The sequence below is a fragment of the Paenibacillus sp. FSL R5-0623 genome, assembly GCF_037974265.1.
In the GTDB taxonomy this organism is placed as follows: domain Bacteria; phylum Bacillota; class Bacilli; order Paenibacillales; family Paenibacillaceae; genus Paenibacillus.
In genome coordinates, this window is the sequence record NZ_CP150233.1 from 5,643,561 (window position 1) to 5,661,866 (window position 18,306).

General features: G+C 47.4%; 9 protein-coding genes. All 9 read right to left on the reverse strand.

Annotated elements, in window-relative coordinates:
- Nucleotides 1-121 precede the first annotated feature (121 nt).
- The 9 genes from MKY92_RS24855 to MKY92_RS24895 all read right to left on the reverse strand — a co-directional run bounded on the left by MKY92_RS24855 (nucleotide 122) and on the right by MKY92_RS24895 (nucleotide 18,285).
- Entirely contained in the window at nucleotides 122-3,487 is a 3,366-nt protein-coding gene (locus MKY92_RS24855) for a DUF5704 domain-containing protein (RefSeq protein WP_339297995.1), read from the reverse strand.
- A gap of 14 nt (nucleotides 3,488-3,501) precedes the next feature.
- Nucleotides 3,502-4,746, reverse strand: coding sequence for an S-layer homology domain-containing protein (locus MKY92_RS24860; RefSeq protein ID WP_339297996.1), 1,245 nt, complete (start codon nucleotides 4,744-4,746; stop codon nucleotides 3,502-3,504).
- 546 nt (nucleotides 4,747-5,292) lie between these two features.
- Nucleotides 5,293-5,808, reverse strand: a complete 516-nt coding sequence (locus MKY92_RS24865; RefSeq protein WP_339297997.1) for a hypothetical protein — start codon at nucleotides 5,806-5,808, stop codon at nucleotides 5,293-5,295.
- Nucleotides 5,809-7,686 (reverse strand): RHS repeat-associated core domain-containing protein, encoded by a 1,878-nt coding sequence (locus MKY92_RS24870; RefSeq protein ID WP_339297998.1) that lies wholly within the window; start codon nucleotides 7,684-7,686, stop codon nucleotides 5,809-5,811. It abuts the gene before it with no gap.
- Complete coding sequence (locus MKY92_RS24875) at nucleotides 7,652-7,891, reverse strand: RHS repeat domain-containing protein (protein WP_339297999.1); 240 nt, start codon at nucleotides 7,889-7,891, stop codon at nucleotides 7,652-7,654. Before MKY92_RS24875 ends, MKY92_RS24870 begins: the two co-directional genes overlap by 35 nt.
- Nucleotides 7,892-7,960: 69 nt before the next feature.
- Nucleotides 7,961-8,443 (reverse strand): hypothetical protein, encoded by a 483-nt coding sequence (locus MKY92_RS24880; RefSeq protein WP_339298000.1) that lies wholly within the window; start codon nucleotides 8,441-8,443, stop codon nucleotides 7,961-7,963.
- A 1-nt stretch (nucleotide 8,444) separates the two neighbouring features.
- Entirely contained in the window at nucleotides 8,445-13,322 is a 4,878-nt protein-coding gene (locus tag MKY92_RS24885) for an RHS repeat-associated core domain-containing protein (protein ID WP_339298001.1), read from the reverse strand.
- Between the two features lie 184 nt (nucleotides 13,323-13,506).
- Nucleotides 13,507-16,620, reverse strand: coding sequence for a DUF5704 domain-containing protein (locus MKY92_RS24890; RefSeq protein WP_339298002.1), 3,114 nt, complete (start codon nucleotides 16,618-16,620; stop codon nucleotides 13,507-13,509).
- A 399-nt stretch (nucleotides 16,621-17,019) separates the two neighbouring features.
- Nucleotides 17,020-18,285, reverse strand: coding sequence for an S-layer homology domain-containing protein (locus MKY92_RS24895; protein ID WP_339298003.1), 1,266 nt, complete (start codon nucleotides 18,283-18,285; stop codon nucleotides 17,020-17,022).
- Between the last annotated feature and the right edge of the window lie 21 nt (nucleotides 18,286-18,306).

The following is an 18,306-nucleotide window of genomic DNA, read 5'->3' on the forward strand; positions in this document are numbered from 1 at the left end:
GTCATCCGGGACACAACCATCCCTCACTTTATGGATCTATTTGTAAATAGATAGAAGAAATCCTCTGGTAAAAGGATTTCTTCTATCAGGATCTAATCAATAAAACTACCTTGCGTGTTCTTTAATGCGGTACCTGCGCACTGAAATCATCGCGACTGGAGCGATCGGCATGGTAAAAGACCACGTCTCCGTCCCGCAACGTAAAGCTGTTTCCGTAGCTATCCTCTACCTCACGCTGGAACCCTTCCAGCAACCATTGATTCATCAGCGGGGCATGGATATATTGCAGATGCGGTGCCGCGAGATTCCCCTCCCGAATGGACTCGAAGTTGAAGTTCACCACGATATACCCATCTTTCAGGAAGATCGGCGATTTAGCATCCAATCCGCCATGCGTACGTCCATACTCCGCCAAGTTTGTTCCCGCCTGCACTACATAGGGCTCGGCGGGTAGACTGTATTCCCCGTACCATTGTTGAATGGCTGCATTCGCACGCAGTACATCGGCACTGGCGGTCGTTGGAATATTCGTTTTTGGACCAATAAACGTTCGCAGTTGTTCTGGCATAAGCAGTAGGCTGTATCCGCCTACCGGCGTTTTCATTTTCGTGAATTTGTCTCGATAGTACTCTTGATATGCTCGTTCACTCATCATCCCCGGGTGAATTTCACCATATCGGTTGTATTTGTACGTCGCTGTATCTCGTAGTTGCTCGGACGGAACTTGACGTAGCCGATCGTTTAAAATCACGAATCGCTTCACTTGATCTTCTGTCGAACCGATGCGAATAAAGTTCCGCTGATTGGTCGAGTAATACAGATCAACAGGCACACGCGTATTGCCATCCTTACTCACAAAATCAAAGGTTGGTGTGAGACGAATGCCGTCTCGTGGGCCAAACATGTTGCCTTTCGTTTTAAAATCAAACTTGAAGTGATATCCCGTTTTCACCGCCACATTCTGATACCCTTGTAGGGGATGACTGCCGGGGCGAATCGGGACGGTAAACTGGGGTTTGTTGCCCCGCTTGTCTCCGTCGATATCCTGCGTGCCGCTCCAGTAACTGATCCAGGTCGGCGCAAGACTATTTTTGAAACGGCGGAAGACCAGTTCCCAGTTATAGTCGGCGATATCAGTAATCTCAAAGTCGTATAGTCGCCCAATGACCTCCACAGATACTTCGTCCGAAGCGGCGTGATAGTACAGGTCTGTGTTGGCATCGGGCTGGGCATCGATCTCTGGCTCGGTACTAAAATTCGACGGGGCGTTTTCAGCAATATTCCGGAATTCCACCTGGTAGTCTCCTTCATCTACCCATACCGGCAGATAGAAGGTCGTATCCAGCACCGGCACCTGGATGTCGATCCACGTATTTCGTGGATAAAATTGCGTGCGGTCGGCACTGTACACATCAAAAGGAAACCGAACTTGTTTAATCCGATAATATTTAGCGTAATCCCGATCGCCATATCCCGGGTAGGACCCCGCATCCAGATGTTGTCCGCTGGTCGGGATGCGAACTGTAAACGGTCGCTCCAAAATGAGCGCAGAACGGTTCATGTTCGGCACCGTTTTCTGGTTATGCGGCTGATCATCCGAAACGAGCGAGTAGTTCACCACTGGTGTATGGACGGTGACGGTGTTGATACCATAGATGTCGAATTCTTGGTCATCGCCTCCATTCACACTGTTATCCATTAAGGTATAACGAATGGTACCCTCGCTGATGGTATCTTGTTTGTTCGCCTTACTGATTGGAATATAGTTATAGGGACTATATAATACATTCTCATCAATCTGCACGGGATCTGGAATTTCGCCGGGCTGTGGGCCGGATTCAGGGGACCGCTGCGGATCCATTACCGTCCCTCCATTAAAGTAAAAGGCATCGTTCTCTACCTCTACATCAGGGACTGCCTCCTCAGCCACACTCTGTAGATCTTCATCGGGCGGGGTGGGTCGATCCTTTCCTCCCGTTTTTGTGCCAGGCGGAGCTGTGACTTTGACTGGATTGGGTGGCGGATAATAATACCCCGTCGTTTCCGCCTGAAAATCCGGTGGGACATAACCTTCGGGTTGCAACGTGATTTGTCCAGATCCAAAAGCATAATTGATTAGCGTCGCCTCATCGATGCTGTATACACTTAACGTATCAATCGTCCAATAAGCGTATGGACGTTCAACAGTATATTGCTTGGTAACCGTTTCTTCCGCTTCCTGTGGATCTGGAACTTCCCTCTCATTACCCTCCGCATCTTTCTCAGTCTTCTTCGGATCCCACTTCAGGGTCCATATTTTCTCAACATCAAACTGATATGTACATGTACCCGTCATTTGTACAAAGGTATGCTCATACAGATAATCCCGACTAAATACGTTGCCGTATATACTTTCGGAGGTAGGGATACCCTTAAGAACATCAAAAGGTTCACTTCCCCGTTGATCTGCCCTAATCATAGCTGTAACGACTGGATCCATAATCTGGCCTTCTAATGTCCGTCCGGGTTGGGGCTGTGAGCATGTAGTTACAGGTTCTTCTGGAAGCTCGTTATCTTCCCCTACGGTTATCGTGACGTTTTCCCAAATATAGTACGGACCTTTTTTCCAAAGAGCAGTAATTTTTGCAGTCCCTCTGCCTTCTGCCTTCACTACTCCGTTGGAATTTACTGTTGCAACACCCTCTTTATCTGTCTTCCACTCGGTTTGTTCACGAGTTGAGACATTTACCCAGTCTGTTGTGTTCCCTTGATAGTCAATCTCGCGCACTTCTGCAGCAAGCTGAACCGTTTCTCCCTCCTGCAACGTGTTATCCGAGTTAACCCGAATCTCTTTTGTTTCGTAAACATGAGCTATATAGTCAATATGCAACGGAGTCCAATATGCTACTTGCCATTTTTTTTTATCGTCAGGTCTAGTACCATATTCTTTTTCTTCACTGAGTGGTTTCGGGTAACCTGTGAAGACGTTAATCTCAATGAATTTATCACCTTGTGTAAATCTCGGCTTTTCATTTCCAGGTTCATATGCTGGGCCATCTAAATAGTTAATATCTTTAACTCCAAGATCATCCATAAACCTTCTATCAAACGCATTCCCATTGATATCTTCCAGAGAATCTGGAGCGTAAACAGTAGCATCTATCTTGTCAATAAACCTCTTACTGACTGGATATCCACGAGTTCCACCCTGGTTCCAATGTGTTGTCGTAGTGACCCTACTACTTGGTAACTCTCCAGTTGCGGACCATACTTCCTCATCCCCCTGTGTCCATATCACCTTAGGATTGGGATCTTTCTCCCCAGTAACAAGTACTTTTATTTTTTGTTTTCCTCTTGATCTACCTTGAGCATCAGTAGCAATCAATTTTTCAAGATTACTTGGATAACCTTTGTTGAAATGGTAATCACTAGCTCTCGCTACACCGTGGGGGTAAATTCCCATTAATACAGTCATAATTAAGATAATATGCAGAATTTTATTTTTCATAAATCGCCTTTCACTCATCTCCCATAAATACTTACACCTGAACCATCATCTGTTTTAAACCTTGCCACGAGTCCTTTGTAGTCTTTATCGTACCACTTACCAATCCACAACCGTACTCCGTTGTTCGATGAATAATTCGAAAAAAAGTTCTCGGCGTTTGAAAACGGTAGAGTTTTATATCCGAATTGCCTTGTCATGTCTTGATCTAGCCTTTGACCAAAGAATGAGTTCGCTAAGCCACCTCTATAGTCATCCAGATTAAATCCTTTTTTGCTTGGATAAATTGTTATTTCTTGAAAAACGGCTACAATATTTTTTCTTTTTGCAGTAGACTGATACCAATCTTTTTCCGATTCGGAAATAAAGAACGGGGCATATACTCCTTTCTTATTGTTCCAATCGGAGGCATCAACAGCTATAGTGCGATGGAGAACTAGACTCCCACTTTTATTGCTAAATGTCACTTTCTTCTCACTTGCATCTGAAAAATCACGACCAGTTGTAAATTCAAATGGAGTAATTTCTTTAAAATTAGATTTCGCTACCCCGACAGATCTGATTTCATTTAGTGCTTCGAACGACGATGCCTTCTTACCTTCCATATTTGCTATTCTCAATAAAATCACCGAAGTTTCTGCACGCGTGGTCGTTTTACTTAAACCAAAAGAGTGATCTGGAAATCCTGTCATTATACCGGTACCCATCGCTACTGCTATATAAGGGGCTTTACTTTGAGAGATTCCTGGGGAAAAAGCTTCTTTTACAGGAATTAAAGATGTCTTGGTATCCTCCAAAGCTTGTTCGAAATCTTTGTCAGCAGCTGCTAATCCGGAACTAATCCACTTGGCCATCTCTTCACGAGTAATTATCGTACTCGGCTTAAAGCCGTTTGGATAATCCTTTACGTTAATAAATCCAAGAGATACTGCACGGTTCACTTCTGTTTCACTCCAGTGACCGGTCAAATCCTTAAACACGTTACCTTGCCCCGTCTCTGGAGTCCCTTTCGCGACTCGGGCCAGCAATGCTGCAAATTCTGCCCGCGTCACTGTTGCTCCAGGCTTAAACGTGCCATCACTAAATCCTTTGAAGTAGCCTTTTGCCACGGCTGCATCGATGGATGCTTTCGCCCAATGGCTCGTAGACACATCTTTAAATGAGGCCACGGTTGCTTGACTCGTGTTTCCGGTGAAAGGGAACATTCCAAATACTAATGCACCGCTTAATATGAGTTGTGTTACTTTTTTCAATTCTTTCACACTCCATTTTTATTTTTTTCTGTGGAACCTTTATGCCTATGTACATTTTTCTTGAATCTACATTTTGCTATCATCAAATATATAGGACTTACTTAAATAAAATAGTTCACTAAGCAATATATCCCATTAAAGTTCCATGAATATTTTACCATAACGCGATGCCTATTCATAGGTATTAAGACTTATTCTTCCTTGTATAAATCCCCCTGAATCTAGGGATAATATTTCTTACCTTACTTAATCCACAAAGCTTTACGTATATACTTGCTACTCCCTCCCCTCATCTTTTCCAACATAGGCTCATTATAATAATGAAAAAACCTTTGAATGGCTCTTAAGCACCATTCAAAGGTTTCTTAGTTTTAATTCTATCACTTAATTTCGATATTTTACTATTTATAGAGATTTCCCATTGCGACTAAGACTGCCTCAGACTTTTATTATTGTTGAGAGACAAAGACAAGCTATTATGATTCGTCTCGCCAAAAGGTTTTCATAGGTTCTAAGATAGTAAAAAAACCAAACTAAAGATTTCGTTACTTTTCACTAATAGCTTAAAGTATATTTCGAGGTATTTAGAATATATTGATTTAATGGAACACAACAATTAGGTTCAATTTCTATGGTGGCTCTCCCACCAGCAACAATAGACAAAGAGCTACTACCAAAAGGCCAATCAATAGCCGAAAAAATTTCATAGTTATACCCATCACGGCCACTATTTATATTCCAATTTTTATGAATTTTGCATTTAGATCCATCATTTTGATAAATATGTTCATGGGGCTTAGTCTCTGTAAGAAGCTCTACTTCAATATCAATAGCTTCCACACCTTCGAATCGAATAGTTGAAAAACCAGATATATATATATTGTCATTAAACGAAAACTGGTCCTTACTTAGCCCGTACTGTTCTATACTAAACATTTTTAAAGGTATGATTATGCCCCAGACATCTAAAGACAAATTATCGGATTTTTTTATGGGTCCCATGAATTGAATAACTGACTCCGTAAAATCATAAAGCTCAAATTGATCTTCGGAAATATCCAACTTTATCATTTAATATTTCCTCCTTAATATAACTTCAAATTGTCTTTCTAATGATTTGTCAGAGAAAATTTTACCGTCAGTTGTTTTCTGTACTCCAAACATCAAATCACTAGAAGCTTTTCCTCTGCTAACTAGTTCAAAACCAAATTGCTCAAAATATTTAGCATCTGCACTCACCATATTTTTAAAGAAAGGATTCTTCTCACCTCCTACAACTTTAAGAATATCTCCGTTCTCTAGTATTCTTGGCACATCGCTCTTCAAAATATCATAGCCATGTGGATTTTGAGCAATAACTTCTGAGAAAGAACGTGTGCTGAATGGTAAATGATTTGCACTTGCTACAACATCTACCCCGTTGACTTTTCTTATATCAACATTGAGTGCTCCCTGTAAAGGATTATCACCGGAACCTAAATTCATAGTTTTACTTTCATTACCATATGGTAATGCCAAGTTCGTGTCAGACTTCGCTTCAAACTTGGTCAACCCCAGCGGATCAATGTAACTCACCGGATTCCCGTTTACATAGGCATACCGGTTAAACGTCTGCCCATCCTGAATCTCTCCACGAATCACATCCCGGTTCAGGAACCGTTTCAGCTTCGGATCATAGTACCGTGCTCGCATGTAATATAGGCCGTTGACATCCGTCATGACCCCATCTCGACCATTATACGCAAACGGCTGCTGGGTTAATCCTTCATGTTGCTCCAGTTCGCCATATAATCCATACGTATAACGGTCCGTCACCCGGTTCTGCTCGTCCGTTAGCAACGTCGTACTACCACGCAGATCATAATGGTAACTCAGATACGTTCCGTCGGCATCTTCGCGTCCGATTAACCCCAGACCATAGATGTAACGGGATTTTACATTCCCTTCCCCGTCCATCTCCATCAACACCCGGCTCAATTCATGCGCATCGTCGATGACATAGCGGGTCAATTGCCCTCGCTGCGCGAGTTCAATACGGTCCCCCTGCGGGTTGTACCGATATTTCAGCTTGCCTGCCTTCACCAGACGATTTCGGGCATCGTATTCGTAAGCGGAAGCGGCACTGCCATCCGTTGCATACAGCAGATTACCGTTGGCATCGATCTCCACGGGATAGTCCCCTACCCGCTGAAGCCGGTTATCCCAGGTATAGTGCAGATGCTGCGTTGGTGAAGTACTCGTGAACTCCGTTTCAGATGTCCCTACTTGTTCGGTTGTCAGGTTCCCGGATGGGTCATACGTGTAGTGTACAACACGGCCTGGCTCGGCCCCACTGCGTAGGCGTTTCAAGGTATCATACGTGTACTGTTTGTTTTCTTCCCTCAGCAGCAAGCCGCTTGGGCTGTATGCGTACTTGAATTGCTGTAAACGAATGCCTTGTCCGCTCGTATCCGTCAGGCGAGTCAGTTGGCCTGCGGCATCGTATTCCCGTTGCTCCTGGCTGCCGTTCGGGCGCCGGGTGTCGATGAGCTTCCCACTTGCATCATAGCGGTACCGGGTCAGACGGCCGTTCCAGTCCTTCACTTCAGCCAGTTCACCCGTGGCTTGGTAGCGATACTGCACCACTTTGCCATCCGGATAGGTCAGCGCCGTCATCCGGCCGGCGGCATCATACGCATATTGCAGTAGATGGCCAAATCCATCGGTTCGGGTGAGCAATCGTCCCGCCGCATCGTAGGTTCGTTCCTCATGCTGCTCGGCTTCGAGCACACGGGTCACCTGTCCATCGGGCGTATAGGTCAGCACGATTTCGCCCGCTTCATCGGATGCCCGGGTCAGGCGGCCCGCGGCATCATACGTGTACCGGGTCTCCTGTCCCTTGGCATCCAGCTTGGCACTTAGCCAGCCGCGTTCATCATACGTATACGCCGTTCGTGCGCCTGGCCGCATTTGTTTCCTGCAGCAAGCGACCGCTGCGGTCATACGTTAGACGGGTCTCGTTCCCACTGGCATCGGTGTAGCTCATATGGCGATCTTCCCCATCCCATGTCTGGCGATAGGTCACTTCATCTGCGCCTTCGCCATTGATGACGGAGACCAGACGACCTGCACCATCGGTAACAGAGACACGTTTCGTTCGCATTTCTGGGCGCATATCTTCATAAAGAAAGATAGCCTGTTGAGAACTTATTCTCAACAGGCTATCGTCCATATAATATCAATGCTAGTATGATTCAAGTTGTTCCTTCTGGCTTTCCGCGATTTGTTTGTACGGATCAAATACTATTGCTAGTTTTTGATCGAATAATGGTTCCTTTAGTATACTGTTATCCAAATTAATCTCACCCATTATTGCATAAAAATTCAGAAATTCATTTATCGATGATGAATTTGAAGGGTCATCTTCGTCACTCAATTTGCTAATCAAATCGCGTAGAGTTATTTTATTTTCGAGAAATTGGAGATAATAATACCCTACTATTACGTCACTCTTCGAGAACCTATTTTTTTCATAATAGGATTCATCTAACATCTTAGCCCCTACAGCTAAAGATAATTCATTTAGGTCCTTAGCTAAGGACACTTCATATATCCAATCTTCTACAGTATCCTTTTTCAAAATTTGTCTATCAGCCCACTCCTGCCAGTCCACCTTAGAGTAATACCCACTTACACATGCTATATATAAATTACTAGCTATGGTCAATTTATTTCCTCCCTTTTGGAGTCTGCGGATGTAGTCCTGGAACACCTTTCCCATGCTGGTCCGGATTCAAAAATGAGTTTGGATGATGATGTGGAATTGTATGAGTAGCTATATCATTCCTTCCATGATCAGTAAAATCATTATTACCTATTCTCCGTCCATATTGATCAAATATGGTTTCCCTCACATAGGTTTCACCAGTCTTATTATTAATTTTTATGTCTTTAATACTTCTTTCACCAGGAACAGTATAAACTCTTTGTCTGGTATTTATCTCTTTACCGTTCATTACTTTCCAGATTTCTTGCCCGTTCTCTTTGATTTTTTCAAGTGAACCGTGCCCCTGTTTCCAATAAGATTCATACCTAGTCGCTTCTACCGAATCCATCATATCAACAAACGATTCCTTTTGTTTTCCCGTCCCCCCAGTCTCACACCCCATCAATCCCAACGGATCGATATAACTCACCGGGTTGCCATTCACATACGCATATCGGTTAAACGTCTGCCCATCCTGAATCTCTCCACGGATCACATCTCGGTTCAAGAACCGCTTCAGATTCGGATTATAGTACCGTGCTCGCATGTAATACAGTCCGTTGGCATCCGTCATGACCCCATCTCGACCATTATACGCAAACGGCTGCTGGGTTAATCCTTCATGTTGCTCCAGTTCGCCATATAATCCGTACGTATAGCGATCCGTCACCCGGTTCTGCTCGTCCGTTAGCAACGTCGTACTACCACGCAGGTCGTAGTGGTAACTCAGGTATGTTCCGTCGGCATCCTCTCGACCAATAAGCCCCAGTCCATAGATGTAACGGGCCTTTACGTTCCCTTCCCCGTCCAGCTCCATCAACACCCGGCTCAGTTCATGTGCATCGTCGATGACATAGCGGGTCACTTGCCCTCGCTGCGCGAGTTCAATCCGGTCTCCCTGCGGGTTGTACCGATACTTCAGTTTCCCTGCCTTCACCAGACGGTTCCGAGCATCGTATTCGTAAGCGGAAGCGGTGTTACCATCCGTTGCATACAGCAGATTACCGTTGGCATCAATCTCGACAGGATAGTCCCCCACACGCTGAAGCCGGTTATCCCAGGTGTAGTGCAGATGCTGCGTGGGTGAAGTACTCGTGAATTCCGTTTCAGACACCCCGACCTGTTCACTCGTCAGGTTCCCGGATGGATCATACGTGTAGTGTACAACACGACCTGGTTCGGCGCCACTGCGCAGACGTTTCAAGGTATCATACGTATACTGTTTGTTTTCTTCCTTCAGCAGCAAGCCGCTTGGGCTATATTCGTACTTAAATTGCTGTAAACGAATGCCCTGTACGCTCGTATCCGTCAGCCGAGTCAGTTGGCCTGCGGCATCGTATTCCCGTTGCTCCTGGCTGCCGTTCGGGCGTCGGGTGTCGATGAGCTTCCCACTCGCATCATAGCGGTACCGGGTCAGGCGGCCGTTCCAGTCCTTCACTTCAGCCAGTTCACCTGTGGCCTGGTAGCGATATTCTACTACTTTGCCATCCGGATAGGTCAGTGCCGTCATCCGGCCTGCCGCATCATACGCATATTGCAGCAAATGTCCAAATCCATCGGTTCGCGTGAGCAAGCGGCCTGCCGCATCATAGGTTCGTTCCTCATGCTGCTCGGCTTCGAGCACACGCGCCACTTGTCCATCGGGCGTGTAGGTCAGCACAATTTCGCCCGCTTCATCGGTTGCCCGGATCAGGCGGCCCGCGGCATCATACGCGTAGCGGGTTTCCTGTCCCTTGGCATCCAGCTTGGCATTTAGCCAGCCGCGTTCATCATACGTATACGCCGTCCGTGCACCTACCGCATTCGTTTCCTGCAGCAAGCGACCACTGCGGTCATACGTTAGATGGGTCTCGTTTCCACTGGCATCAGTGTAACTTGTATTGCGATCTTCCCCATCCCATGTCTGGCGATAGGTCACTTCATCTGCGCCTTCGCCTTGAATGACTTCGGTCAGACGGTGCGCGGCATCGTAGCGATAATGGCGGGTATGACCATCTGCGTCGGTATCTTCGACGCGTTGATGGAGGGCATTGAACCGCAGCCGCGTCATGTGGCCGAGTCCATCCTGCCATGCCACGGGACGACCAGCCGCATCATAGGTCAGTTGCTGGACCGTCCGACCTTCGCCATCGATGACGGAGACCAAGCGACCTGCGCCATCATAGTAATACTTCGTGATGTGTCCTAATGCATCGGTCACGGTCTGTAATCGACCTGCGGCATCATAAGAGAGCTGCGTGGTTTCGCCCAGTGCATTCGTCTCGGCAATCAGGCGGTTTTCGGCATCATAGGTATACTGCCGGGTGTGACCGAGCGCATCGGTGATGCTCGCCACTTCCCCGTTCAGCGTATACGTATAGTGCATGGAGGCTCCAGACGGACGGGTCTCTCGAATGCGCTGCCCACTGGCATCATACAGGGTCTGCCACGTGAGGCCTAGAGGGTCGGTGATGGATGTCAGGCGATCTGCACCATCGTAGCTCCGGCGACTCACGCTTCCTGCGGCATCCGTGAGTTCGACCAGTCGACCTGCTTCATCCCAGCCCACCTGTAAACGTCGACCTTCCGGATCCAGCGTATGCTGCAGTTCACCTGTCTCGCTGTAGGCATAGGTCCAGATGGCTCCCATGAAGTCCTGGTACGTGGCTGTTTGTCCCGTTTTGGTGTAGACCCACTTGGCTGTACTACCATCTGGACGGCTCACTTCGGTCAGTCGTTGTTGTTCATCGTACTGGTAGCGGGTTACGCCGCCTTCGGCATCCGTTTCACGCTCAACTTGGTGGTGCATGGTATAGTGATATTCCGTTTCATGATCCAAAGGATCGATTTCACGAATCAGATGTCCCTCTTCATCGTAGACATACGTTGTTGTTTCGCCCAGTGGGTTGGTGACACTGGCCATCTGTCCCTGCGGCGTGTAGGTATAACGTGTAATACCGCCATCTTCAGCATGTACTTCGAGGAGCTGTAAGGCATCATCATGCACAAGGATGCGCGCCTGACCCAAACGATTGGTAACGGTAGTCCACGTCTGACCCGGATGGCTCTCGGTATCATATGCCATCCGCCCTGCTGCACCGGATGGGTCGGTTTGCGCAATGATTCGGTTTTTCTCATCGTAGGTATTGGTAAACTGAACAACGCCGGCTTCGCTCAGCGACATCAGACGCCCTTCGCCGTCATGGGTCATTTCCGTGATCGTACCGTCCGGTTCGGTTAGACGCACCAGGAATCCTGCGCTATCATAGCCAAATGTCGCTCCACGCAAGGCATCCCTGACCGCGGCAAGGTTTCCTTCCGCAGTGTAGTCCAGTGTCAGCACACGTCCCGTGACCCGGTCCTGCAACTGCTGGAGTTTTCCTTCTTCATCATAGACCAGATCAAGTGACAGTCCGTCCTTGTTGGTGTGACGAAGCAGTACGCCATTGAGATCGAATTGGTACATTTCGCGCGGACTACGGGCTGTATAGAGCCAACCCTGCTCGGTGTAGGTCAGCTCGTCATGGTTCACATCCAGGTCATCACTGCGGTAACGGCCGTCCCCTTGGTGTGTAAATCGGTTTTTCCGTCCCGGCGTCCAGCAGACATCCACGATGGGTTGGAATGCATCACTAGCTTCGGTTTCGGTCTGGTAATCCTTTGGAGTGATGTCCAACCGCAGACCATATTGATGTGTCCAAGCTGGGCCTAGCTCTCCCCGTTGCAACAGTCCCGAATGGTAGATTAGGGTAAAGGGCCAGTCGGCTGCTCCATGCAGCGTCAGCAAACTATGATTCATAAACTGATGACCGGTCGCTGCGTGAATCGGGTCCTCCACTTTACTTTCTGCGTGTGATTTTTGAGGATTCTGCGTTTCAGTGGTTCGCCCTGTAGATGGTTGATGTGGCGAAGAATCAACATCCTTCGACTTGGGCGCCCCTGGTACCTCTGCGCCTTTCGGAGCGTTACCTCCGGGTGTCTTCTTTATCATCGAAGCGGCCGCTGCAGAGCCCGTTCCTGCCGCCGTTCCTGCTGCAGCCGCTGCTTTCTCGGCATCGGTGAGTCCCGTATCGTGGCGTGTGGACCCGGCATCGCTTGGCGCATCGTCTGCTTTGCCCGTTGGTTTGTTACTCGTCATCGGCGCGTCACCTGTATCCCTGGAGCCTGCGGGGGCTTCACCTGCCTTGGTCGACTTCGGCGTCGCTCCGGCCATATCCTCCCCGGCTTCTCGGGTCGAGTTCCCGGGCACGCCCGCCTTGTTCGGGCTGGTCGGGATCGCATCGATTGCTTCATCGGCGTTGCGACCGACGGTTTTTGCTGCATCTGCAGCGTCATCCGCATGTTTAACGGTTTTTCCCGTCAGTTCCAGCGCCTCATCCGCATACTTGAAGAGGGAAGCGGCCTTATTGGCTCCTTTCCCCAGCGGCCCCAGCACGGCAAGACCACGCTCATACCAGGCCAGTTTCTCTCCGGTCAGCAGATCCCGACCTGTGATGGCCTCGATAATCCCTTTCACATTGCCAACGACAGGCAAGAAATCCAGCACCGTCCCCAATGCAAAGGTGAGGAAGCTCGCCAGCTTCCCCCAGTTGAATTTTTTGCCCTCCCGATCCGCTTGTTCATATTCTTCTCGTTTGCGACGGGTCAACTCCGACAACAGTTCCAGCTTGCTTTGCAAGCCGTCCAGTTCCCGCATCAGGTGGGTGAATGTGCTTTGTACCCCACCTTGGCTGAGGGTTTTATAGCTTAGGCTGTTCATGGACCGATTCAGGTCCGCGCGCAGATCCCCCATCTCATCCGCGGCTCCATTCAGACTTTTTGAGGTCCGCTTCAGGTCAGATAGGCTGACTTCCAATTTCATGTCTGTTCCTCTTTTCTATGTACAATGACGTTGCAATTCATTTTTTTAAATTGATACTTCTTCCTTTGCTCATCGTTCTAAATAAATGCGGTACACCGTAAGGCATACCGCAAATGAGTCTACAGTGTTCTCTTTAAAAATGACTTAGACTATATCCTGCTATTTCTCTTTTCTACATCTGAAACTAATGCGGTACCTGCGCACTGAAATCATCCCGGCTGGAGCGATCCGCATGGTAGAAGACCACGTCTCCGTCCCGCAACGTAAAGCTGTTTCCATAGCTATCCTCTACCTCACGCTGGAATCCTTCCAGCAACCATTGATTCATCAGCGGGGCATGGATATATTGCAGATGCGGTGCCGCCAGATTTCCCTCTCGAATGGACTCGAAGTTGAAGTTCACTACGATATACCCATCCTTCAAGAAGATCGGCGATTTAGCATCCAATCCGCCATGCGTACGTCCATACTCAGCCAAGTTTGTTCCCGCTTGAACTACATAGGGCTCGGCGGGCAGACTGTATTCCCCATACCATTGTTGAATGGCTGCATTCGCACGCAGGACATCTGCACTGGCGGTGGTGGGAATATTCGTTTTCGGACCGATAAACGTTCGAAGTTGCTCTGGCATCAAGAGCAGGCTATATCCGCCTACCGGAGTTTTCATTTTCGTGAACTTGTCTCGATAGTACTCTTGGTACGCTCGTTCACTCATCATCCCCGGATGGATTTCACCATATCGGTTGTATTTGTACGTCGCTGTATCTCGCAGTTGTTCGGACGGAACTTGACGTAGCCGATCATTCAGAATCACGAACCGCTTCACTTGATCTTCTGTCGAACCGATGCGAATAAAGTTCCGCTGGTTGGTGGAGTAATACAGATCCACGGGCACACGTTCGCTTCCATCCTTACTTACAAAATCAAAGGTTGGCGTGAGACGAATGCCGTCTCGTGGACCGAACATGTTGCCTTTTGTTTTAAAGTCAAACTTGAAGTGGTATCCCGTTTTCACCGCCACATTCTGGTACCCTTGCAGCGGGTGACTGCCCGGACGAATTGGGACAGTAAACTGGGGTTTGTTCCCCCGCTTGTCTCCGTCGATATCCTGCGTGCCGGTCCAGTAACTGATCCAGGTCGGCGCAAGACTATTTTTGAAACGGCGGAAGACCAGCTCCCAGTTATAGTCGGCGATATCGGTAATCTCAAAGTCGTATAGTCGCCCAATGACCTCCACAGATACTTCGTCCGAAGCGGCATGGTAGTACAGATCTGTGTTGGCATCGGGTTGGGCGTCGATCTCCGGCTCGCTACTAAAATGCGTTGGGGCATTTTCAGCGATATTCCGGAATTCCACCTGGTAGTCTCCTTCATCCACCCACACAGGCAGATAGAAGGTCGTATCCAGTACCGGTACCTGAACATCAATCCATGTATTTCGTGGATAAAATTGCGATCGGTTAGCACTGTACACGTCAAATGGAAAACGGACTTGTTTAATCCGATAATATTTGGCGTAATCCCGATCGCCATATCCCGGGTAAGATCCCGCATCCAGATGTTGTCCGCTGGTCGGGATGCGAACTGTGAATGGTCGCTCCAAAATGAGCGCAGACCGGTTCATGTTCGGCACCGTTTTCTGATTATGCGGCTGATCATCCGAAACGAGCGAGTAGTTCACCACTGGTGTATGGACGGTGACGGTGTTGATTGGATCAACTGGAAAGGTTTTTCCTCCGCTGCCGCCCAAGGTGGTTGGATGGAGGGCATACTGGATTTCTCCCGTGGAGTCCGTATCCGCTTTATTCAAGAGTGTCCGGGGAATCAACAGCTGATCTTCATACAACACCTGCTCCCCGGTGTTTTTATACGAGCCGATCTTGGTTGGTGCCGGGATTTGCGTCGGATCCGGTCCATTTTCAACGACGGTGCTGCCATCCATGACGTTTGTCGTCGAACCCTCCCAGGTAAAGTCGAGCGCATCATTCTTCACATCGGGTGGACCCGTTTGGCCCTCAGCCATGCCTTTAAGCAGTTCGGTATCATCAGGTACTTCTGGTGGTTCATATCCATCACTTGCCAATACTTCGGGAACATAGCTGATTTCCCCTGTTTCCTGCGGCATGACATGAATCTCCACGTCTTCCTCATGCTCCATCTCCAGGTCGGGTGGTGTGTATCCCTGGGGCCAGAGTGTAATCCGGCTTCCGTCAGGAAGAGCATAATTCTCCATCTTCGCCTGTTCGATCGAATACAGTTCGACGTTATTAATTTTCCAATAGCTATAGTTTCGGTCAAAGCTAAACGTATACTTCACATCAACCGTATCCGAATCCTCGGTATCGGGTTGCGGGATAGACGTACCATTCGGTCCGGGCAGATTAGGCTGCTTCACTTTCCAGGTCCGGGCATACGTAAGGTCCGCGGTACAATCATAGGTAATCGTGCCTTGCTGTTTGCCAAAGGTATGCTGGAACAGATAATTCATCGCCCACGTATTGGCATACAGGTGCTCCGAAGTCGGGATCCCCCGCGTAGCATCAAAATGAATGCCGTTCGTTGGATCATCCGCCAGAATATGCCCTTGGGCACCTGGGTCCATAAACGCAGTTTCGGGTGCGGCTACCTCATTCGGTGGATTGATGGTATATGTACAGCCTGCCACTCCCCCTGGTGGGGCTGCCCCATCACCCACCGTGACTTTTAAGTAAGCTATAAGATCGTATTTATATGAATCGTCGCTTTTCCAACGTACAGAAATTGTAGCGGTTCCCGGGCTTACGCCTTTAATCTTTCCACTTGGGTTCACCTCAACGATACCTTCCTGATCTGATTTCCATTCCACACCCGAACGAGTGGAGATATCTACCCAGTTCCCAAAGTCTGCCTCTCCAGGATTCATGGTAGCCACCTCACCTTTAAGGTAGGCCTCTTCATCAATCGCCAGTCGCTGGCTTCCCGTAAGACGAATTTTCTTTTGTTCTACAACTTTTCCTCGCCAAGTTATTGTGAGCGGAGTTAAATATAAAGCTGTTTTTTTTGGATATCCATTATTACCATTACCAACCGCGTCATCATTATATTCTTCTCTATACTTAGTAGGTATGTCTGGAAAATTGGCTCTCCCCGTTTCGGAAGTAAGCAAAACTGCTGTGTTCTGCCCTGTAAGCTCTAAATCACTAATATAAGAGGTGCGACCTTGTAGATCCGTTGTAGTAACTTTTGATATACGCGCTTCAGTAACCATATTTATATTTTCAACTGGAGTACCCTCAAAATAACTATATTCACGAGCCATATAATGTGAGTCATACAAATCTATTTTATCCCTGACAACTCCTAATGTTGGCCAAGGTGCTTCAGGAGGACCAACGCTGTTAACAATCTCATCTCCTCGAGATGATCTAGCAACCCACTTTCCATCATCCCTTTGGACCCAATATACACCCGGATTAGCTGTCCGTACCCCATCAACTTTTCTTACAACTTTTTGATAACCCGTTGGACCAACTGGAGATGCAACAGAAGCAGTAAGTGGTTCCCTATCCTCTGGATTAGAACTCACAGCAATAACTTTAGTAGAATTACCCGGAGCAGAAAAAACCAACATCATCTGATAGTTACTACATACAATAAATACAGATAATATTACTATACATTTTCGCAGACCTCTAAATTTCATATGTACATCCTCTAATCAATTTGGTATATAAAATGACGTAAGGGAGTTACCGACCCTTATAGATGAACCGTTTAAAGTAACATCCTCCGAACGATATCGATTGATAGATTGGGCCATCCAATATCGCTTAGAAACCCCTTTTTTGAAAAAGCCAGATTTCACATAATCTACCCTTGGTAAGTTTATTATTCCATATTTTTTTATAGCTCCACTTGTAAAATTACTTGCTGCACCACTAGTTAAGCGATATCCAGTCGAGTTAGCTAAGGCAAGATTGCTAAGATTATTTCCATTAGGAGTAACTGTTACTTCCATAAAAACCATGTAGCGATCTTCATCAATGAATCTGTCAAAATCTTTATCGATAAACATTTTTCCATACATATTCTTCACAGTCGAAGCAGTGGGGGCGTCGGCTATGATCATTCGATGGACTATCATTTCTCCAAGATTGTTACGAAGTGAAAAAGGTTTCTCCGTTATCAAGTCAAAACTATTCAAATAGTTTGCGTTCTCATATTTACTGTAAACAAATGGCGTCGCAGAAGTCAGATTCGTTCCTGTTAGACCTACCTCGCGCATTTCATTCAGATCTCTATACGACGTTGCCTTGCTCTTCTGTACCTGTTCGTAACGGGATAAAATAACTGCTGCCTCTGCTCGTGTGGTTGTTTTCCCCGGACCAAACGTACCGTCTGGGTACCCGCCCATCAATCCAGTTCCCAATACCACCGACACATAGGGATATGCTGCTTTCTTCAACCCGCCCTTGTAATATTCTGCCACAGGCACTAGCGTATTCTCTGTATCCTTTAACGCTTGCTTGTAATCTTCATCCTGAGCTGCAAGTCCTGAGCTGAGCCACTTTGCCATTTCCTCTCGTGTCAAAGCCGTGCCTGGCTTAAAACCATTCGGATAATCGGAAGTTTTCAAAAAGCCGAGCGATACCGCACGATTCACCTCGGTTTCACTCCAATGTCCCGTCAAATCCTGAAACTCATTAGCTAGCTCTGTCTCCAGCGTTCCTTTAGACACCCGAGCCAGCAGCGCTGCAAATTCTGCACGTGTTACTGTCGCTCCAGGCTTAAACGTACCATCACTATATCCTTTGAAATAACCTTTTGCTACCGCTGCATCGATCGATGCTTTCGCCCAATGGCTCGTTGGCACATCTTTAAATGAGGTCACGGCTGCTTGACTGGTGTTTGCGGTGAAAGGGAACATTCCAAATACCAATGCACCGCTTAATACTAGTTGTGTTACTTTTTTCAAATCTTTCACGCTCCATTTTTATTTTTTTCT